This is a genomic window from Streptomyces stelliscabiei (assembly GCF_014873495.1).
Taxonomy (GTDB): Bacteria; Actinomycetota; Actinomycetes; order Streptomycetales; family Streptomycetaceae; genus Streptomyces; species Streptomyces bottropensis.
In genome coordinates, this window is sequence record NZ_JADBGF010000001.1 from 2,923,838 (window position 1) to 2,939,773 (window position 15,936).

Here is a 15,936-nt window from a genome sequence, read left to right on the forward strand (position 1 = left end):
CGTAGGAACGCCCGTCAAGCGTGGCGCGCCGGGTGACCCGACCGAGCTACGGACGGTGTGGCAAAAGGGGGAAGCCCGGACCTCCTGTCGGAGTGTCCGGGCTTCCGTCCGCTCTGCGCGTGTTACGGGCGCGGTGTCACTGGTTCTGGTTCTCGCCCCGGTAGTACTCGAAGACCCAGCCCCAGAGTCCGATCAGGATGATCGGGGTGGAGAAGTACAGCAGCCACCAGCCGAAGACGACGCCCATGAAGGCGAGCGCGCCACCGATGCCGAGGGCGAGGGGCTGCCAGCTGTGCGGGCTGAAGAAGCCCAGCTCACCGGCGTCGTCCGCGACGTCGGCCTCCTTGTTGTCCTGCGCGCCCACGTCGACCCGCCGGGCCGTGAAGGCCAGGTAGTAGCCGACCATGATGCACAGACCGAAGGCCAGGAACAGTGCCGTGGTACCGGCCGGCTCCTTCGACCACACGCCGTAGACGATCGCCATGGCCAGCACGAAGACTGCCAGCCAGATGAACATCTTGCCTTGGACCTTCACTTGCCGGCCTCCTTGCCGCTGGCCGCGAGCTCGTCCGCCGCCGGGCCGCCGTGCGCGAGCTGTTCGAGCGCGGCGATCTCCGGGTGGTGCAGGTCGAACGCCGGGGATTCACTGCGGATCCGCGGCAGGGTGAGGAAGTTGTGCCGCGGCGGCGGGCAGGAGGTCGCCCACTCCAGCGAGCGACCGTAGCCCCACGGGTCGTCGACCTCGACCTTCTTGCCGTACTTGGCCGTCTTCCACACGTTGTAGAGGAACGGCAGGATCGACAGACCGAGGACGAACGAGGCGATCGTGGAGATCGTGTTCAGCGCGGTGAACCCGTCGGCCGCGAGGTAGTCCGCGTAACGACGCGGCATGCCCTCCGCGCCCAGCCAGTGCTGGACGAGGAACGTGCCGTGGAAGCCGATGAACAGCGTCCAGAAGGTGATCTTGCCGAGGCGCTCGTCGAGCATCTTGCCCGTCATCTTCGGCCACCAGAAGTGGAAGCCGGAGAACATCGCGAAGACGACGGTGCCGAACACCACGTAGTGGAAGTGCGCCACCACGAAGTACGAGTCCGAGACGTGGAAGTCCATCGGCGGCGAGGCCAGGATGACACCGGTCAGACCACCGAAGGTGAAGGTGATCAGGAAGCCGGTGGCCCAGAGCATCGGTGTCTCGAAGGACAGCGAGCCCTTCCACATCGTTCCGATCCAGTTGAAGAACTTCACGCCTGTCGGTACGGCGATGAGGAACGTCATGAAGGAGAAGAACGGGAGGAGTACGCCGCCCGTGACGTACATGTGGTGCGCCCACACCGTCACGGAGAGGCCGGCGATCGCGATCGTCGCTCCGATCAGACCCATGTAGCCGAACATCGGCTTACGGGAGAAGACCGGGATGACCTCGGAGATGATGCCGAAGAACGGCAGGGCGATGATGTACACCTCTGGATGGCCGAAGAACCAGAAGAGGTGTTGCCAGAGCAACGCGCCGCCGTTGGCGGCGTCGAAGACGTGCGCACCGAACTTGCGGTCCGCCTCCAGGGCGAACAGCGCGGCCGCGAGGACCGGGAAGGCGAGCAGGACCAGGACAGCGGTCAGCAGCACGTTCCACACGAAGATCGGCATGCGGAACATGGTCATGCCGGGTGCGCGCATGCAGATGATCGTGGTGATGAAGTTGACCGCGCCGAGGATGGTGCCGAAGCCGGAGAAGGCCAGACCCATGATCCACATGTCGGCGCCGATGCCCGGGCTGCGGACCGCGTCCGACAGCGGGCTGTAGGCGAACCAGCCGAAGTCGGCCGCGCCCTGCGGGGTGAGGAAGCCACCGACCGCGATGAGCGAGCCGAAGAGGTACAGCCAGTACGCGAACATGTTCAGCCGCGGGAACGCCACGTCGGGCGCGCCGATCTGCAGCGGCATGATCCAGTTGGTGAAACCGGCGAACAGCGGCGTCGCGAACATCAGCAGCATGATCGTGCCGTGCATCGTGAACGCCTGGTTGAACTGCTCGTTCGACATGATCTGCGTGCCCGGGCGGGCGAGTTCGGCGCGCATGAGGAGCGCCATGACGCCGCCGATGCAGAAGAACGCGAACGACGTGACCAGGTACAGCGTGCCGATCGTCTTGTGGTCGGTGGTCGTCAGCCACTTGACGATGATCTCACCACGCCGCTGGCGCCGGACCGGCAGCTCGTCCTCGTAGTGGGAACCCGCCGTCTCGGCACCCTGAGGTTCGTTGAGGATGCTCACAGTACGTTCGTCTCCCGGTTCTTCTCGTGCTTCGTCTGCTCGATGCCGGCCGGGACGTAACCGGTCTGCCCCTTCTCCACGAGCGACTTGAGGTGCTCCTCGTAGCGCTCCTGGGAGACGACCTTCACGTTGAAGAGCATCCGCGAGTGGTCCACGCCGCACAGTTCGGCGCACTTGCCCAGGAAGGTTCCCTCCTGGTTGGGGGTCACCTGGAAGGCGTTGGTGTGGCCCGGGATGACGTCCTGCTTCATGAGGAACGGCACCACCCAGAAGGAGTGGATGACGTCACGCGAGGTCAGGACGAAGCGGACCGTCTTGCCCTCCGGGAGCCAGAGCGTCGGGCCCGGGTTGCCGGTCTGCGGGTTCTTGTCGCCAGGAATGCCGCAGGTGTAGACGCCGCCGGCGTTCGCCGGGAAGTCCTTCTTGTACCGGTCCGGGATCGCGGCCAGGTTCTCGTCGGTGGCCGCGTCGCCGGTGGAGCCTTCGACGTTCTCGATGTAGTTGAAGCACCAGCTCCACTGGAAGCCCACCACGTTGACCGTGAGGTCGGGCTTCTTCGACGTGTCGAGGAGCTTCGACTCGTCGCGGGCGGTGAAGTAGAAGAGCACCGAGACGATGATCAGCGGGACGACCGTGTACAGCGCCTCGATGGGCATGTTGTACCGGGTCTGTGGGGGAACTTCGACCTTGGTGCGGCTGCGCCGGTGGAAGAAAGCACTCCACAGGATCAGGCCCCACACCAGCACGCCCGTGGCGAGCGCGGCCGCCCACGACCCCTGCCACAGGGAGAGGATCCGCGGAGCCTCTTCCGTGGTCGGGGTGGGCATACCCAGGCGGGGGAAGTCCTCCCATGTGCAACCGGTGGCGGTCGCCAGGACCAGGCCTGCGGTCATTGCCTGCAGCAGCTTCCGCCGCATCGGGCGCCGCGGCGAGCGGTCGGAGCCGTTGGGACTCACGTAGCGCCTTCCCGAGAGTCTCGCCCGCGCGGTATGGCTGCGGCCTTCTCGCTGGTCGGTCGCCGCCCTGCGACGGGCAGGGGTTTGGATGTTTATGCGGACCAAACCCTACTGGACGCGTTTTGGGGTCGCGCGGGGAGGGGGGCCCAACACTCCGCGGGTCATGCCGAGCGCCTAATAGCTCGGGGCTTCGGGTGATTTGGCGGGTGCGCGCGCGTTGTGGCTGTTCGCGCAGTTCCCCACGCCCCCGTGTCCTCGGCCCGAGGCTTTAGCGTTGGCCTGTGGCCTACTTCGACTCCGCTTCCTCCGCTCCCCTTCATCCCGTCGCGCGGCAGGCGCTGACGGCCTCGCTGGACGAAGGGTGGGCCGATCCCGCGCGGTTGTACCGGGAGGGGCGGCGGGCACGCCTGCTGTTGGACGCGGCCCGGGAGGCCGCCGCCGAGGCGGTCGGATGCCGGGCGGACGAACTGGTCTTCACCTCGTCGGGGACCCGGGCGGTGCACTCCGGGATCGCGGGAGTGCTGGCCGGGCGGCGGCGGGTGGGGCGCCACCTGATCGTGTCGTCCGTCGAACACTCTTCGGTGCTGCACGCGGCGCAGACGCACGAGGCCGACGGCGGATCGGTCACCCGGGTGGCGGTGGCCCGTACGGGGTCGGTCGCCGCGTCCTCCTACGCCGAGGCCCTGCGCCCCGACACGGCGCTGGCGTGTCTGCAGTCGGCCAACCACGAGGTGGGGACCGAGCAGCCGGTGGCGGAGGTCGCGCGGGCGTGCCGGGCGGCGGGCGTGCCGTTGCTGGTGGACGCGGCGCAGTCGCTCGGGTGGGGGCGGGTGAACGGTGACTGGTCGGTGTTGACCGCCAGCGCGCACAAATGGGGCGGCCCGTCCGGGGTCGGCCTCCTGGCCGTGCGCAAGGGGGTGCGCTTCGCTGCGCAAGGGCCCGCCGACGAGCGGGAGTCGGGGCGGGCCGCCGGGTTCGAGAACATCCCGGCGATCGTGGCGGCCGCCGCCTCGCTGCGGGCCGTGCGGGCGGAGGCGGACGCGGAGGCGTTGCGGCTGCGGGAGTTGACGGAGCGGATCCGGGCGCGGGTGCCGTCGCTGGTGCCCGATGTGGAGGTGGTGGGCGATCCGGAGCGCCGGCTGCCGGGGGTGGTCACCTTCTCGTGTCTCTATGTCGACGGGGAGACTTTGCTCCACGAGCTGGACCGCGAGGGCTTCTCCGTCTCCTCGGGCTCCTCCTGTACGAGCAGCACGCTGACGCCCAGCCATGTGCTGCGGGCCATGGGGGTGCTGAGCGAGGGGAACGTGCGGGTCTCCCTGCCGGCGGGGGCGGCGGCCGAGGACGTCGAGCGGTTCCTGTCCGTGCTGCCGGGGGCGGTCGCGGCGGTACGGGAGAAGCTGGGGGCGCCGGTGAGCACCGCTGTGACGGCCGTGCGGGAGGACGCCCTCGTCGTGGACGCGCTCGGCAAGCGGTGCCCGATCCCCGTCATCGAGCTGGCCAAGGTGATCGGCGACGTCCCGGTCGGCGGCACCGTCCGTGTCCTCTCGGACGACGAGGCGGCTCGCCTGGACATCCCGGCGTGGTGCGAGATGCGGGGCCAGGAGTACGTGGGGGAAGAGCCGGCGGAGCGGGGTTCGGCGTACGTGGTGCGCCGGGTGAGCTGACGGGGGCCCCGCGCCCGTGAAGGTGAGGCCGAAGGCCTCTCCTCAGGGCGCGGGGAACTGCGCGACCAGCCACATCGCGTCCGCGGCCGACAACGCGCAACCGACCCGGCAGTCCGGTGGTCGCCCCGGCCCCCTCAGCCCAGGTGCTTCTTCACTTCCGCCGCCGCCTCGTCCCCGTAGGCCTTCTCGAACCGGTCCATGAAGTGCGCCCGGCGCAGCTGGTACTCCTGCGTCCCCACCGTCTCGATCACGAGGGTGGCGAGCATGCACCCGACCTGCGCCGCCCGCTCCAGCGAGACACCCCAGGCCAGCCCGGAGAGGAAGCCCGCCCGGAAGGCGTCGCCGACACCCGTGGGCTCGGCCTTGCGCTCCTCCTCGGGGCAGCGGACCTCGATGGGGTCCTCGCCGGCCCGCTCGACGCGGACGCCGCGCGCGCCGAGCGTGGTCACCCGGTGGCCGACCTTGGCGAGGATCTCCGCGTCCGACCAGCCGGTCTTGGACTCGATGAGGCCCTTCTCGTACTCGTTGGAGAAGAGGTAGGTGGCGCCGTCCAGCAGTATCCGGATCTCGTCGCCGTCCATACGGGCGATCTGCTGCGAGAAGTCGGCGGCGAACGGGATGCCCCGGGTGCGGCACTCCTCCGTGTGGCGGAGCATCCCCTCCGGGTCGTCCGCGCCGATCAGGACGAGGTCGAGGCCGCCGACGCGGTCGGCGACGGTCTTCAGCTCGATGAGGCGGGCCTCGCTCATCGCGCCGGTGTAGAAGGACCCGATCTGGTTGTGGTCGGCGTCCGTGGTGCACACGAAGCGGGCCGTGTGCAGCGTCTCGGAGATGCGCACGGAGGCGGTGTCCACCCCGTGCCGGTCGAGCCATGCGCGGTACTCGTCGAAGTCGGAGCCCGCCGCGCCGACCAGGATCGGGCGCGTGCCGAGCTGTCCCATGCCGAACGCGATGTTCGCGCCGACACCGCCCCGGCGTACGTCGAGCTGGTCGACGAGGAAGGAGAGGGAGACCGTGTGCAGCTGGTCCGCGACGAGTTGGTCGGCGAAGCGGCCCGGGAAGGTCATCAGATGGTCGGTGGCGATGGAGCCGGAGACTGCGATACGCACGGCGAGGACACACTCCTGCGAAGGGAGAGGGGATTGACAGTTCACGCTACCGGGTCCCTCACCTGCTCTGAAGCAGGCGAAACTACCCGATAGTAGGTCTTTCTTCGCGGGTTCGCGGTGCGTACGGTGCCGGTATGACGAACCTCAAGATCCACGGCTCCGTCCCGTTCGACCCGGACGGCGGCAGCCTCGCGGCGCTGCGCGGTGACTGCGCCCGGATGGCTCCGCACTGGGCGGCCCCCGCGAAGGTCATTACGGCTCCGGTCTCCCCTTCGCTCATTCACGGGGTCACGGTGCCCGTCGCGTCCGCCCGGCTGGTGGACGCGATGCCGGAGTACGGCTACTGAGGGAACCGCAGGCTCCCGCGCCGCGTCCCATCGCTGTCCCCCGTAGAGGGGATGTGGTGTACGACCTGCCGAAGGAGCGATGCGGTGAACTCCGAGCGACCCGACAACCCCGAGAACCCGGACGAGGGCCCCGAGCCCGACGCCGCCGAGGAGCTCGGGGCTGCCGGGGATGACGCCACCGAGGCGGAGGCGGACGGCGCAGAGGCGGCCGACCGGGCCGATGAGCCCGCGCGAGCGACCGATTCCACGGATGCGGATGCGTCTACGGATGCTGACGAGTCTTCGGATGCTGATGCTGCGAGCGCCGAGGTCGTGGGCGGCGGTGCCGAGCGGTCGGGCCGGCGGCGCTCCCGGGTGATCGTCGCGTCCGTGGCCGCCGCGGTGCTGCTGGTCGGGGGTGGTGGGGCGCTCCTCGCCAGCACCGCTTCCGACGGGTCCGGGGGCGACGGCAAGGGTTCCGGTGCGCCCGGCGGCGACGGCACTCCCCCGCCGCTCGCGCTCGACGGATACTCCGGCGGCGGTTCGAACGGCATCGCGCCCGGTGAACCGAACCCCTACGGGGTGACCTACCGCGCCGGTGACGACCTGCCCGAGGGCCCCGGCTCGGCTCCGGTGTACGCGCCGAAGGGCGAGGTGACGGCCGCCGAGGTGGCGCGGCTCGCCGAGGCGCTCGGGGTGACGGGCAAGCCGACGGCCGAGGGTGAGGGCTGGCGGGTGGGGGCGGCCGGGGACGGTTCGGAGCCGGTGCTGCGGGTGGGCCGGCAGGCGCCGGGGGCCTGGACGTTCGACCGGTACACGCCGGGCACGGACGACTGCGAGAAGGTGACCGTCTGCGCGTCCGGCGGCACGGCCGGCGCCGGCGACCCGGTGAGCGAGGCGGTGGCCCGGAAGACCGCGGCGCCCGTCCTCAAGGCCGTCGGCCAGGACGACGCCAAGCTCGACGCCACCCAGCTCATGGGCGCCGTACGGGTGGTGAACGCGGACCCCGAGGTGGGCGGGCTGCCCACATACGGCTGGGCGACCGGCATCCGCATCGGCGCGGACGGCCAGGTGCTCGGCGGCAGCGGCAACCTGAAGTCGCCGGTCAGGAGCGACACGTACCCCGTTGTGGACGCGGACCGGGCGCTGGAGCTGCTGAACCGCTCCGGGCAGGGCATCGGCCCCGAAGGCGCCGGCACCGAGCGCGGCGGCATCGGCGGCTGCACCGGTCCCGTACCGCTGGAGGGGGAGGACGGGGCGGTCGTCGGGAGCGGGACGGCCGCGTCGGGCGAGACGCCGTGCGAGCGGGTGACCACGGCGCCGAAGCCGGAGGCGGTCGCCGTCGAGAAGGCGGTGTTCGGGCTGGCCTCGCACCAGGTGGACGGGCGGCCGGCGCTGGTGCCGTCCTGGCTGTTCGAGGTACGGCCGACCGGGGCCGAGGACACCTACACGGTGACCCACCCGGCGATCGATCCCGCGTACCTGGCCGGCCCCGAGTCCCGCTCGGCGCCGACCGAGAAGCCCGGTGGGCCGGGTGACACACCCTCCACCGGCGCGTCCTCGCGCGATGTGCGGATCCAGGGCTGGACGGTCGACGGTGACGAGCTGACCGTGACCTTCTGGGGCGGGGTGTGCAGCGCGTACGCGGCCGGGGTGAGGGAGGAGTCGGGCGAGGTGCGGGTCACCGTGACCGACACTCCGCAGGAGGGCAGGGCCTGCATCCTGATCGCCAAGGCGATGGAGCGGACGGTGCGCCTCGACGAGCCGCTCGGCGACCGGAAGGTGGTCGGGTCGGACGGCGAGGCGATCCCGAAGGGCGGCATCGCGGAGCTGGAGCCGCGGTAGGCGCCACCGGGGGCGCACCGGGCCCGGCATGACGGAAGGCGGCGTCCCCGTGGAGGGGACGCCGCCTTCGTCGTACCTGAACGTCGCCGTGCGCGTACCACTGCCGCGCGCGGGCGGGGACCCTAGCTGAAGGAGTCGCCGCAGGCGCAGGAACCCGTCGCGTTCGGGTTGTCGATGGTGAAGCCCTGCTTCTCGATGGTGTCGACGAAGTCGATGGTCGCGCCGCCCAGGTACGGGGCGCTCATGCGGTCGGTGATGACCTTCACGCCGTCGAAGTCCTTGACGACGTCACCGTCGAGCGAGCGCTCGTCGAAGAAGAGCTGGTACCGCAGGCCGGAGCAGCCGCCGGGCTGAACGGCGACGCGCAGCGCCAGATCGTCACGGCCTTCCTGGTCGAGCAGGGCCTTGACCTTGGCCGCGGCGGCGTCGGTCACGATGATGCCGTCGGTGACGGTGCCGGTCTCGTCCGATACGGACATCTACATCTCTCCCGGGTTGTACGGAGACTGCTTGCCGACGGGTGCAACCGCCGGAGCCCCGGATTCATTCCGGGTCGCGCGGATATGCCACGCGTCTCTCTTCATGCTCGCACATGGCCCGCGGCAGGGACACGAGGTCGCGGGGGGCTGTGGACAACGCCACGCGCCGGGGGCGAGTCAGGCCGTTCGGCGCGGGCCGCCGGGATTCATGTCACATGGACACTATGGCCATCGTCAAACTGACGTGAAGCGGTTATGATAGATAGCGTCAATTCGACGAAAAGGATCGCCCGGATGTCCCGCCGACCCTCCCCGGGGGCGGCGAGCCGCAGAACAGAAAGGGTGCGTGCCGTGACCACCGCCCAGACCCAGGAGCTCGACGTACAGCCGACGCCTCTCGCCCTGCTGCTGCTCGGCCGCGAGGCCGACCCGCGGAGCGAGCGGGGTGTCGAGTGCCCGGGCGACCTCCCCTCCCCGTCCGACCCCGACCTGGTGGAGCGCGCCCGCGCCGCCAAGGAGAAGCTCGGGGACAAGGTCTTCGTGCTGGGCCACCACTACCAGCGCGACGAGGTCATCCAGTTCGCGGACGTCACGGGCGACTCCTTCAAGCTGGCGCGGGACGCGGCGGCGCGACCCGAGGCCGAGTACATCGTGTTCTGCGGTGTGCACTTCATGGCCGAGTCGGCGGACATCCTCACCGGCGACGACCAGAAGGTGGTCCTTCCGGACCTGGCCGCCGGATGCTCCATGGCCGACATGGCCACCGCCGAGCAGGTCGCCGAGTGCTGGGACGTGCTGACCGAGGCGGGCGTGGCCGAGCAGGTCGTGCCCGTGTCGTACATGAACTCCTCGGCCGACATCAAGGCCTTCACCGGCAAGCACGGCGGCACGATCTGCACCTCCTCGAACGCGAAGCGGGCCCTGGACTGGGCCTTCGAGCAGGGTGAGAAGGTGCTGTTCCTGCCGGACCAGCACCTGGGGCGCAACACCGCCGTGCGGGACATGGGGATGTCGCTCGACGACTGCGTCCTCTACAACCCGCACAAGCCGAACGGCGGCCTCACGGTCGAGCAGCTGCGGGCCGCGAAGATGATCCTGTGGCGGGGACACTGCTCGGTGCACGGCCGCTTCAGCCTGCAGTCCGTGAACGACGTACGGGAGCGGATCCCGGGCGTCAACGTCCTCGTCCACCCCGAGTGCAAGCACGAGGTCGTGGCGGCGGCCGACCACGTCGGGTCGACCGAGTACATCATCAAGGCGCTGGAGGCCGCTCCGGCCGGTTCCAAGTGGGCCATAGGCACCGAGCTGAACCTGGTCCGGCGGCTGGCGAACCGTTTCGCGCCGGAGGGCAAGGAGATCGTCTTCCTCGACCGCACGGTCTGCTTCTGCTCGACCATGAACCGCATCGACCTCCCGCACCTGGTCTGGACCCTGGAGTCGCTGGCCGAGGGCAACCTGGTCAACCGCATCGAGGTCGACAAGGAGACGGAGGCGTTCGCGAAGCTGGCGCTGGAGCGGATGCTGGCGCTGCCGTAACCGTTCCCGGGGACCGGGCGGGACACGTGCTCACCCCGACGCGGCGGGTTCGCGGTCGGGGTGGGCGGGGTCGAGGGAGAAGACCGTGCCGTCGGCGACGGCCACGACCAGCGCTCCCGCCTGGGGACTCGCCCAGGGAGTGCCCTGGACGGACCAGGTCGGCGTGGTCCTGGGCAGCGTCTCCCACAGCAGGGTGCCCTTGACCCTGTCGAGCGCCGCGACCCTGCCGGTGTCGCTGACCAGGTAGAGGGTGCTCGTCGCGGCGTCGTACGCGGGCGCGCCCGGCCGTTCCAGACTGGTCCGGGTCCGCCACAGCAGCTCGCCCGTGTGCGGTGACACGGCGGTCACCTGGCCGCCGGACCGGGTGTACACCAGCACGCCGCCCGCCAGGGCCGCCCGGCCCAGCCCGTTCCGGCCCGGCTTCGTCGTCACACGGGTCCCGGTCTCCAGGTCCACGAGCAGGGTCGTGTCGTACGCCGGGTCGCTGTCGGAGGCTCCGTCGGTGTGCTCGGTGTCCTCCCCGACCAGGACCAGATCTCCCTGCTTCACGCCGAGGAGGACGCTCTCCAGCGGCACCTTCACGGTTCTGGCCGAGCCGTCGGCGCGGTCCACGACCAGGACCCGGGACTCCGTGTTCGCCGCCTTGGCGTCCCGGGTCACCGGGCGGCAGTGCGCGTACGTGCCCGCTCCGGCCGAGGTGAACACGCAGTGGTGGCCGGCGGGCAACGGCAGGGACCAGCGCTCGGCGCCCGTGCGCGGTGAACGGGCCGTGAGCGTCCTGCCGTCGGGTTCGGCGGTGAGGACGAGGTCTCCGATCACTGCCGAGTCGATGTCGGTGCTGCCCACCCGGCGGGTCCACAGCCGCTCGCCGGTGTCCGCGTCGAGGGCGATGAGATCGATGGGGTCCACGACGGGTTCGCCGCTGAAGACGGTCTGCTGCACGAGCACCGTGCCGTCCCGGACACCGAGGATGCCGGCGTAGTACCGGTCCCGCACGGTGGTCGCCCGCGCGATGGCCGCCCGCCAGAGCGTCCTGCCGGTCCGGCCGTCGAGGCGGACGGGGAGGACTCCCGCGCCCCCGCAGTAGACGTCGTCCCCGTGCGCCTGGCAGGAGGGAGCGCCGCCGTTGTCGCCGTCCTTCGCGGGCAGCGACCGCCGTGCGCCCGCCGCCGCCGTCGCGAACAGCGTCGTCTGCCAGGGTTTCCAGCCACTGGGCGGCGGCGTCCAGCGGGAGGTCGGGGACGGCGCGGGCGTCGCCGCGTCGCCGGTGGGCGCCTGGTCGGGCCCCAGCAGGTAGGCGGTCAGTCCGAGGACCAGTACGCCGACGGTGCCGGTCGCGGCCAGTAGGGGGCGGAGACGGCGGCGGGCGGGATGCGGGGTGGGTGCCGGGTCCGCGCCGGTCTCCAGATGGATCTCGGTGGCGGCGGCCGCGACCTCCTCGCGCCGGGGGACCCTCGGCAGGGCACCCGGCTCCGGCTCCGGCAGGACGGCCTCGAACTCCCGCGCCAGTTCGTCGAGTCCGGGCCGGTCGGCGGCCGTCTTGGCCAGACAGCGCGTCAGTACCGTGCCCAGCCGCGGGTCCACCCCGTCCAGCACGGGTTCGTCGTTCATCACCCGGTAGGCCGTCAGATAGGGGCTGTCCGCGTCGAAGGGTCCCCGCCCGGTGAGGGCGTACACCAGCAGCGTCCCCAGCGAGAACACGTCCGAGGCGGGGCCCGCGGTACGGGCGTCGGTGAGCTGTTCCGGGGACATGAACGGCGGGGTGCCGATCATCTGGCCGGTCTCGGTCAGGGAGAGGTTGTCCGCGGCGCGCGAGATGCCGAAGTCGATGACCCGGGGGCCGTCGTCCGCCATCAGCACGTTGGCCGGCTTCAGGTCCCGGTGCACCACGCCGGCCCGGTGGATCTCCCGCAACGCCTCCACCAGCCCCAGGGCCAGGGGGCGCAGTTCGGTGTCGCGGAGCGGGCCGTGGTCGCGGATCCGCTGGGCGAGCGAGCGGCCGGGCACGTACTGGGTCGCCATCCAGGGGCGCTCCGCCTCCGGGTCGGCGTCCACGACCGCCGCGGTGAAGGCGCCGCTGACCTTGCGGACGGCCTCGATCTCCTGGCGGAACCGGCTGCGGAAGACGGAGTCCTGCGCGTACTGGGCGTGCACCACCTTCACGGCGACCTCGCGCCCGGAGCGGGATCTCGCCCGGTAGACGACGCCCATGCCGCCGGTGCCGAGCCGGTCGACCACCTTGTACCCGCCGACCGATCTGGGGTCGTCGCTGCGCAGCGGCACGCCCTGGTCCCTCCCCCCGACAAGCAGCCCAACCAGCAATCAGAGGCACAGGATACGTAAGGACGACGCACGGCGGCCGGGCCGCGGACCCTATGGTTCCGCGACCCGGCCGCCCTGGGCCTCACGAGGTGTCAGACTCCGGCGGGCTCCGGCTTCTCCGCCTCCGTGCCGGACTCCGGCTTCGTCGGCCCGGACGCCTTGCCCGCCCGCTTCAGGGCCTTCTTCTTCGCCCGGCGCTCCTTGCGGATCTCGATCATCGTGTAGAGGGTCGGGACCAGCAGGAGCGTCAGCAGCGTCGAGGTGATCAGGCCGCCGATGACGACCACGGCCAGCGGCTGGGCGATGAAACCGCCCTCGCCGGTGATGCCGAGCGCCATGGGCAGCAGCGCGAAGATCGTCGCCAGTGCCGTCATCAGGATCGGGCGGAGGCGGTGACGCCCGCCCTCGATGACCGCCTCGACCGTGCTGTAGCCCTGGCGGCGGTACTGGTTGATCAGGTCGATCAGCACGATCGCGTTCGTCACCACGATGCCGATCAGCATCAGCATGCCGATCATCGCGGGGACACCCATGGGCGTGCCGGTGATGATCAGCAGACCGATGGCCCCGGTGGCCGCGAACGGGATCGAGACCAGCAGGATCAGCGGCTGGACCAGGGACCGGAAGGTCGCCACCAGCAGCATGAAGACGATCGCGATCGCCGCGAGCATCGCGAGACCGAGGGAGGCGAAGGCCTCGTCCTGGTCCTCGGAGACGCCGCCGATGTCGGCGGTGGCGCCCTCGGGCAGCTTCAGGCCGTCCAGCTTGGCGGTGAGGTCGGCGCTGACCGCGCCGGTGTTGTCGCCCTTGGGCTTCGCCGTGATCGTCGCGGCCCGCTGGCCGTCGATCCGGGTCATGGAGACCGGGCCGTCCACCAGCTCGACGTCCGCGATGTCGCGCAGCTTCACCGCGCCGAGCCGCAGGTCGCGCAGCTCCTTCAGGGTCTCGGCGGGCTTCGCCGACTTGATGACGATGTCCCGCTCGGTGTCGTCGAGGATGGCCCGGCCGCTGGTCGTCCCGCGGACGGCCTGGGAGACGGCGGCGCCGAGGGTCTGGTCGTCGAAGCCGGCCGCGGCCGCCCTGTCGGTGACCCGGACCGAGATCCGGGGCACGCTCTGGGCGAGGTCGCTGGTGACGTCCGAGACGTTGTCCATCGTCGAGACCGCGTCACGGACCTGCTCGGCGGCCTTGCGCAGGACGCCGGCGTCGGCGGCCTTCACGACCACGCTCAGGTCCTGGCTGCCGAAGGCGTCACCGACCGCGACGGTCGTCGTACCGATCCCGGAGAGCCCGGTGAGGCCCTTCTCGATCGTGTCCTGGACGTCCGCGGCCGTGGCCGAGTCGTCCAGCATGACGCTGTACGAGGCCTGGTTGGAGTCGGTGCCACCGCCGAACGCGGCGAGGAAGCCGGAGGAGCCGATGGTGACCTGGTAGTCCTTGACGCCCTCGGTGCCGGCGAGCAGCTTCTCGACCTTCCTGGTCTGCTCGTCGGTCGCCGCGAGGCTGGTGCCGGGCTTCAGCTCCTGCTTGAGACTGAGGACCTCCTGGTCGCCCGGGTCGAAGAAGTTCGTCTTCAGCAGCGGGGCCATGCCGAACGTGCCGACCAGGACGACGGCCGCGAGGGCCACACTGGTCAGCCGGCGGCGCGTGGCGAAGCGCAGGACGGGGACGTAGAAGCGCTGCAGGCGGCTCCTCGCCTCCTTCTCCTCGGCCTTCCGGCGCGCTTCCTCGGCGTCCTCGGGTGTGCCCTTCGGGGGTCGCAGGAACCAGTACGACAGCACCGGGACCACGGTCAGCGAGACCACGAGGGAGGCCAGCAGGGCCGCCGTCACGGTGAGCGAGAAGCTGCCGAACAGCTCGCCCACCATGCCGCCGGTGAGACCGATCGGGAGGAAGACCGCGACGGTCGTCAGGGTGGAGGAGGTGACCGCGCCGGCGACCTCGCGGACCGCCTTGAGGATGGCCTCCTCGCGCTCCTCGCCGTAGCCGAGGTGACGCTTGATGTTCTCCAGGACGACGATCGAGTCGTCGACCACCCGGCCGATGGCGATGGTCAGCGCGCCGAGCGTGAGCATGTTGAGGGACAGGTCACGGGTCCACAGGACGATCAGCGCCAGGACCACCGACAGCGGGATGGACACCGCGGTGACGAGGGTCGAGCGGATCGACGCCAGGAAGACCAGGATGACCAGGACCGCGAAGACCAGACCGAGGGCACCCTCGGTGGTCAGTCCGTCGATGGACTTGGAGACCGCCGGGCCCTGGTCGCTGACCACGGTCACGGTGGCTCCGGAGCCCAGGTCCCGGCGCATGTCCGCCAGCTTGTCCTCGACGGCCTCGGAGATGGCGACCGCGCTGCCGTTGCGGTCCATGGTGACCATGACCGCGAGGCTCGGCTCGCCGTTGGTACGGGTGATCGAGTCGGCCCTGGCCTGCTCCTCCTTGACGGCGGCGACGTCGGCGAGACGTACGGGCTTCTTGGCGCCCTGGCCGCGCACCATCAGGTTCTCGATCTGCTCCAGCGAGGTGTAGCCGCCGCCGACCTGGACGGTGCGGTTGGCGCCGTCCTCGTCGAAGGAGCCCGCGGGGACGGTGACGCCGCCGGCCTGGAGGGCCTGGCCGAGGGCCGTCGTGCTCAGGCCGGCCTTCGCCAGCTTCGCCTCGTCGGGGGTGACGGTGACCTGGAGGTCCCGTACGCCGTCGACGGTGACCTGGCCGACGCCGTCGATGTCCTCCAGCGTGGGAACCACGGTCCGGTCGAGCTGGTCGGCCAGGGCCTGCTGGTCCTGGTCGGAGGCCACGGCGAGGACGACGGTCGGCATGTCGTCCGTCGATCCCGCGATCACCTGCGGGTCCACGTCGTCCGGGAGCTGCGCCCGGACCCGGTTGACGGCCTGCTGGACGTCGGCGACGAGCTGGTCGGTGCCGGGGCCGTAGTCGAAGGACGCCATGATCAGGGCGTTGCCCTCACTGGCGGTGGAGGTGACGCCCGTGATGCCGTCGACACCTTCGAGGCTGTCCTCGATGGGCTCGACGACCTGCTTCTCGACCACGTCCGGGGACGCGCCCTGGTAGGGCGCGAGCACGGACACCATGGGCAGTTCGATGGTGGGCAGCAGCTGCTGCTTGAGCTGGGGTATCGCGATCGCCCCGAAGACGAGCGCGATGATCGACATCAGACCGACGAGGGCCCGTTGTGCGAGGCTGAACCGAGACAGCCAGGACATGGGTCAGGGTCTCTCTTCCGTGGCGTGAGCGGAGGTCGAACGCCCGTGCCACATGCGGCTGGATCCCCCCATGTGTCGCCCCTGTGAAGCGGATGTGAGCGCTCACCTCATACCCTGGGCCATGGGGGACCCCTGTTCCCTCGCTCCCCAGGGCCATTTCCTTATGCCCCGCCTACTCCGGGTGGAGTAGTCCCGGGCGCT

Annotated in this window: 11 protein-coding genes; 4 read left to right on the forward strand and 7 right to left on the reverse strand. The window is 70.6% G+C overall.

Features of this window, described 5'->3' with window-relative positions; all coding sequences use genetic code 11:
• Nucleotides 1-136: 136 nt before the first annotated feature.
• From H4687_RS12840 to ctaC, 3 genes are read right to left on the reverse strand one after another with little or no spacing between them, the layout of a single operon-like run.
• The gene (locus H4687_RS12840; protein WP_046914243.1) at nt 137-535 is read right to left on the reverse strand and encodes a cytochrome c oxidase subunit 4; all 399 of its coding nucleotides are present in this window, start codon (nt 533-535) and stop codon (nt 137-139) included.
• Nucleotides 532-2,271 carry an aa3-type cytochrome oxidase subunit I gene (gene ctaD, locus H4687_RS12845; RefSeq protein ID WP_046914244.1) on the reverse strand — a complete coding sequence of 580 codons (1,740 nt, stop codon included), beginning with the start codon at nt 2,269-2,271 and terminating at the stop codon, nt 532-534. Before ctaD ends, H4687_RS12840 begins: the two co-directional genes overlap by 4 nt.
• Nucleotides 2,268-3,227 (reverse strand): aa3-type cytochrome oxidase subunit II, encoded by a 960-nt coding sequence (ctaC, locus tag H4687_RS12850; protein ID WP_020115275.1) that lies wholly within the window; start codon nt 3,225-3,227, stop codon nt 2,268-2,270. The genes ctaD and ctaC overlap by 4 nt, the downstream gene beginning before the upstream one ends.
• 281 nt (nt 3,228-3,508) lie before the next feature.
• Between ctaC and H4687_RS12855 the strand changes: the two genes are divergently transcribed.
• Nucleotides 3,509-4,891: a cysteine desulfurase/sulfurtransferase TusA family protein gene (locus H4687_RS12855; RefSeq protein WP_046914245.1), complete on the forward strand. Its 1,383-nt coding sequence runs from the start codon at nt 3,509-3,511 to the stop codon at nt 4,889-4,891.
• A 134-nt stretch (nt 4,892-5,025) separates the two neighbouring features.
• On the opposite strand, the gene H4687_RS12860 is transcribed toward H4687_RS12855, so the two are convergent.
• Nucleotides 5,026-6,000, reverse strand: a complete 975-nt coding sequence (locus tag H4687_RS12860) for a carbohydrate kinase family protein (RefSeq protein WP_046914246.1) — start codon at nt 5,998-6,000, stop codon at nt 5,026-5,028.
• 134 nt (nt 6,001-6,134) lie between these two features.
• Here H4687_RS12860 and H4687_RS12865 point away from each other — a divergent pair, with 134 nt between their 5' ends.
• Both H4687_RS12865 and H4687_RS12870 read left to right on the forward strand, forming a co-directional pair.
• Nucleotides 6,135-6,347, forward strand: a complete 213-nt coding sequence (locus H4687_RS12865) for a hypothetical protein (protein WP_046914247.1) — start codon at nt 6,135-6,137, stop codon at nt 6,345-6,347.
• A gap of 84 nt (nt 6,348-6,431) precedes the next feature.
• Nucleotides 6,432-8,171 carry a hypothetical protein gene (locus H4687_RS12870; RefSeq protein WP_046914248.1) on the forward strand — a complete coding sequence of 580 codons (1,740 nt, stop codon included), beginning with the start codon at nt 6,432-6,434 and terminating at the stop codon, nt 8,169-8,171.
• A 122-nt stretch (nt 8,172-8,293) separates the two neighbouring features.
• Here H4687_RS12870 and H4687_RS12875 read toward each other — a convergent pair whose 3' ends face one another.
• Nucleotides 8,294-8,650, reverse strand: coding sequence for a HesB/IscA family protein (locus H4687_RS12875; protein ID WP_005478347.1), 357 nt, complete (start codon nt 8,648-8,650; stop codon nt 8,294-8,296).
• A gap of 351 nt (nt 8,651-9,001) precedes the next feature.
• Between H4687_RS12875 and nadA the strand changes: the two genes are divergently transcribed.
• On the forward strand, nt 9,002-10,186 hold the full coding sequence (gene nadA / locus H4687_RS12880; RefSeq protein WP_005478348.1) for a quinolinate synthase NadA: 1,185 nt from the start codon (nt 9,002-9,004) through the stop codon (nt 10,184-10,186).
• 30 nt (nt 10,187-10,216) lie between these two features.
• Here the strand turns inward: nadA and H4687_RS12885 are convergent, their stop codons facing one another.
• Nucleotides 10,217-12,469, reverse strand: a complete 2,253-nt coding sequence (locus H4687_RS12885) for a protein kinase domain-containing protein (RefSeq protein WP_046914249.1) — start codon at nt 12,467-12,469, stop codon at nt 10,217-10,219.
• A gap of 131 nt (nt 12,470-12,600) precedes the next feature.
• The gene (locus tag H4687_RS12890; RefSeq protein WP_046914250.1) at nt 12,601-15,735 is read right to left on the reverse strand and encodes an efflux RND transporter permease subunit; all 3,135 of its coding nucleotides are present in this window, start codon (nt 15,733-15,735) and stop codon (nt 12,601-12,603) included.
• Nucleotides 15,736-15,936 lie beyond the last annotated feature (201 nt).

Bases quoted from the DNA above. Each gene is read 5' to 3' on its own strand.
- H4687_RS12865 (WP_046914247.1), top strand. From the start codon at position 6,135: ATGACGAACCTCAAGATCCACGGCTCCGTCCCGTTCGACCCGGACGGC.
- H4687_RS12875 (WP_005478347.1), bottom strand. From the start codon at position 8,650: ATGTCCGTATCGGACGAGACCGGCACCGTCACCGACGGCATCATCGTG.
- H4687_RS12890 (WP_046914250.1), bottom strand. From the start codon at position 15,735: ATGTCCTGGCTGTCTCGGTTCAGCCTCGCACAACGGGCCCTCGTCGGT.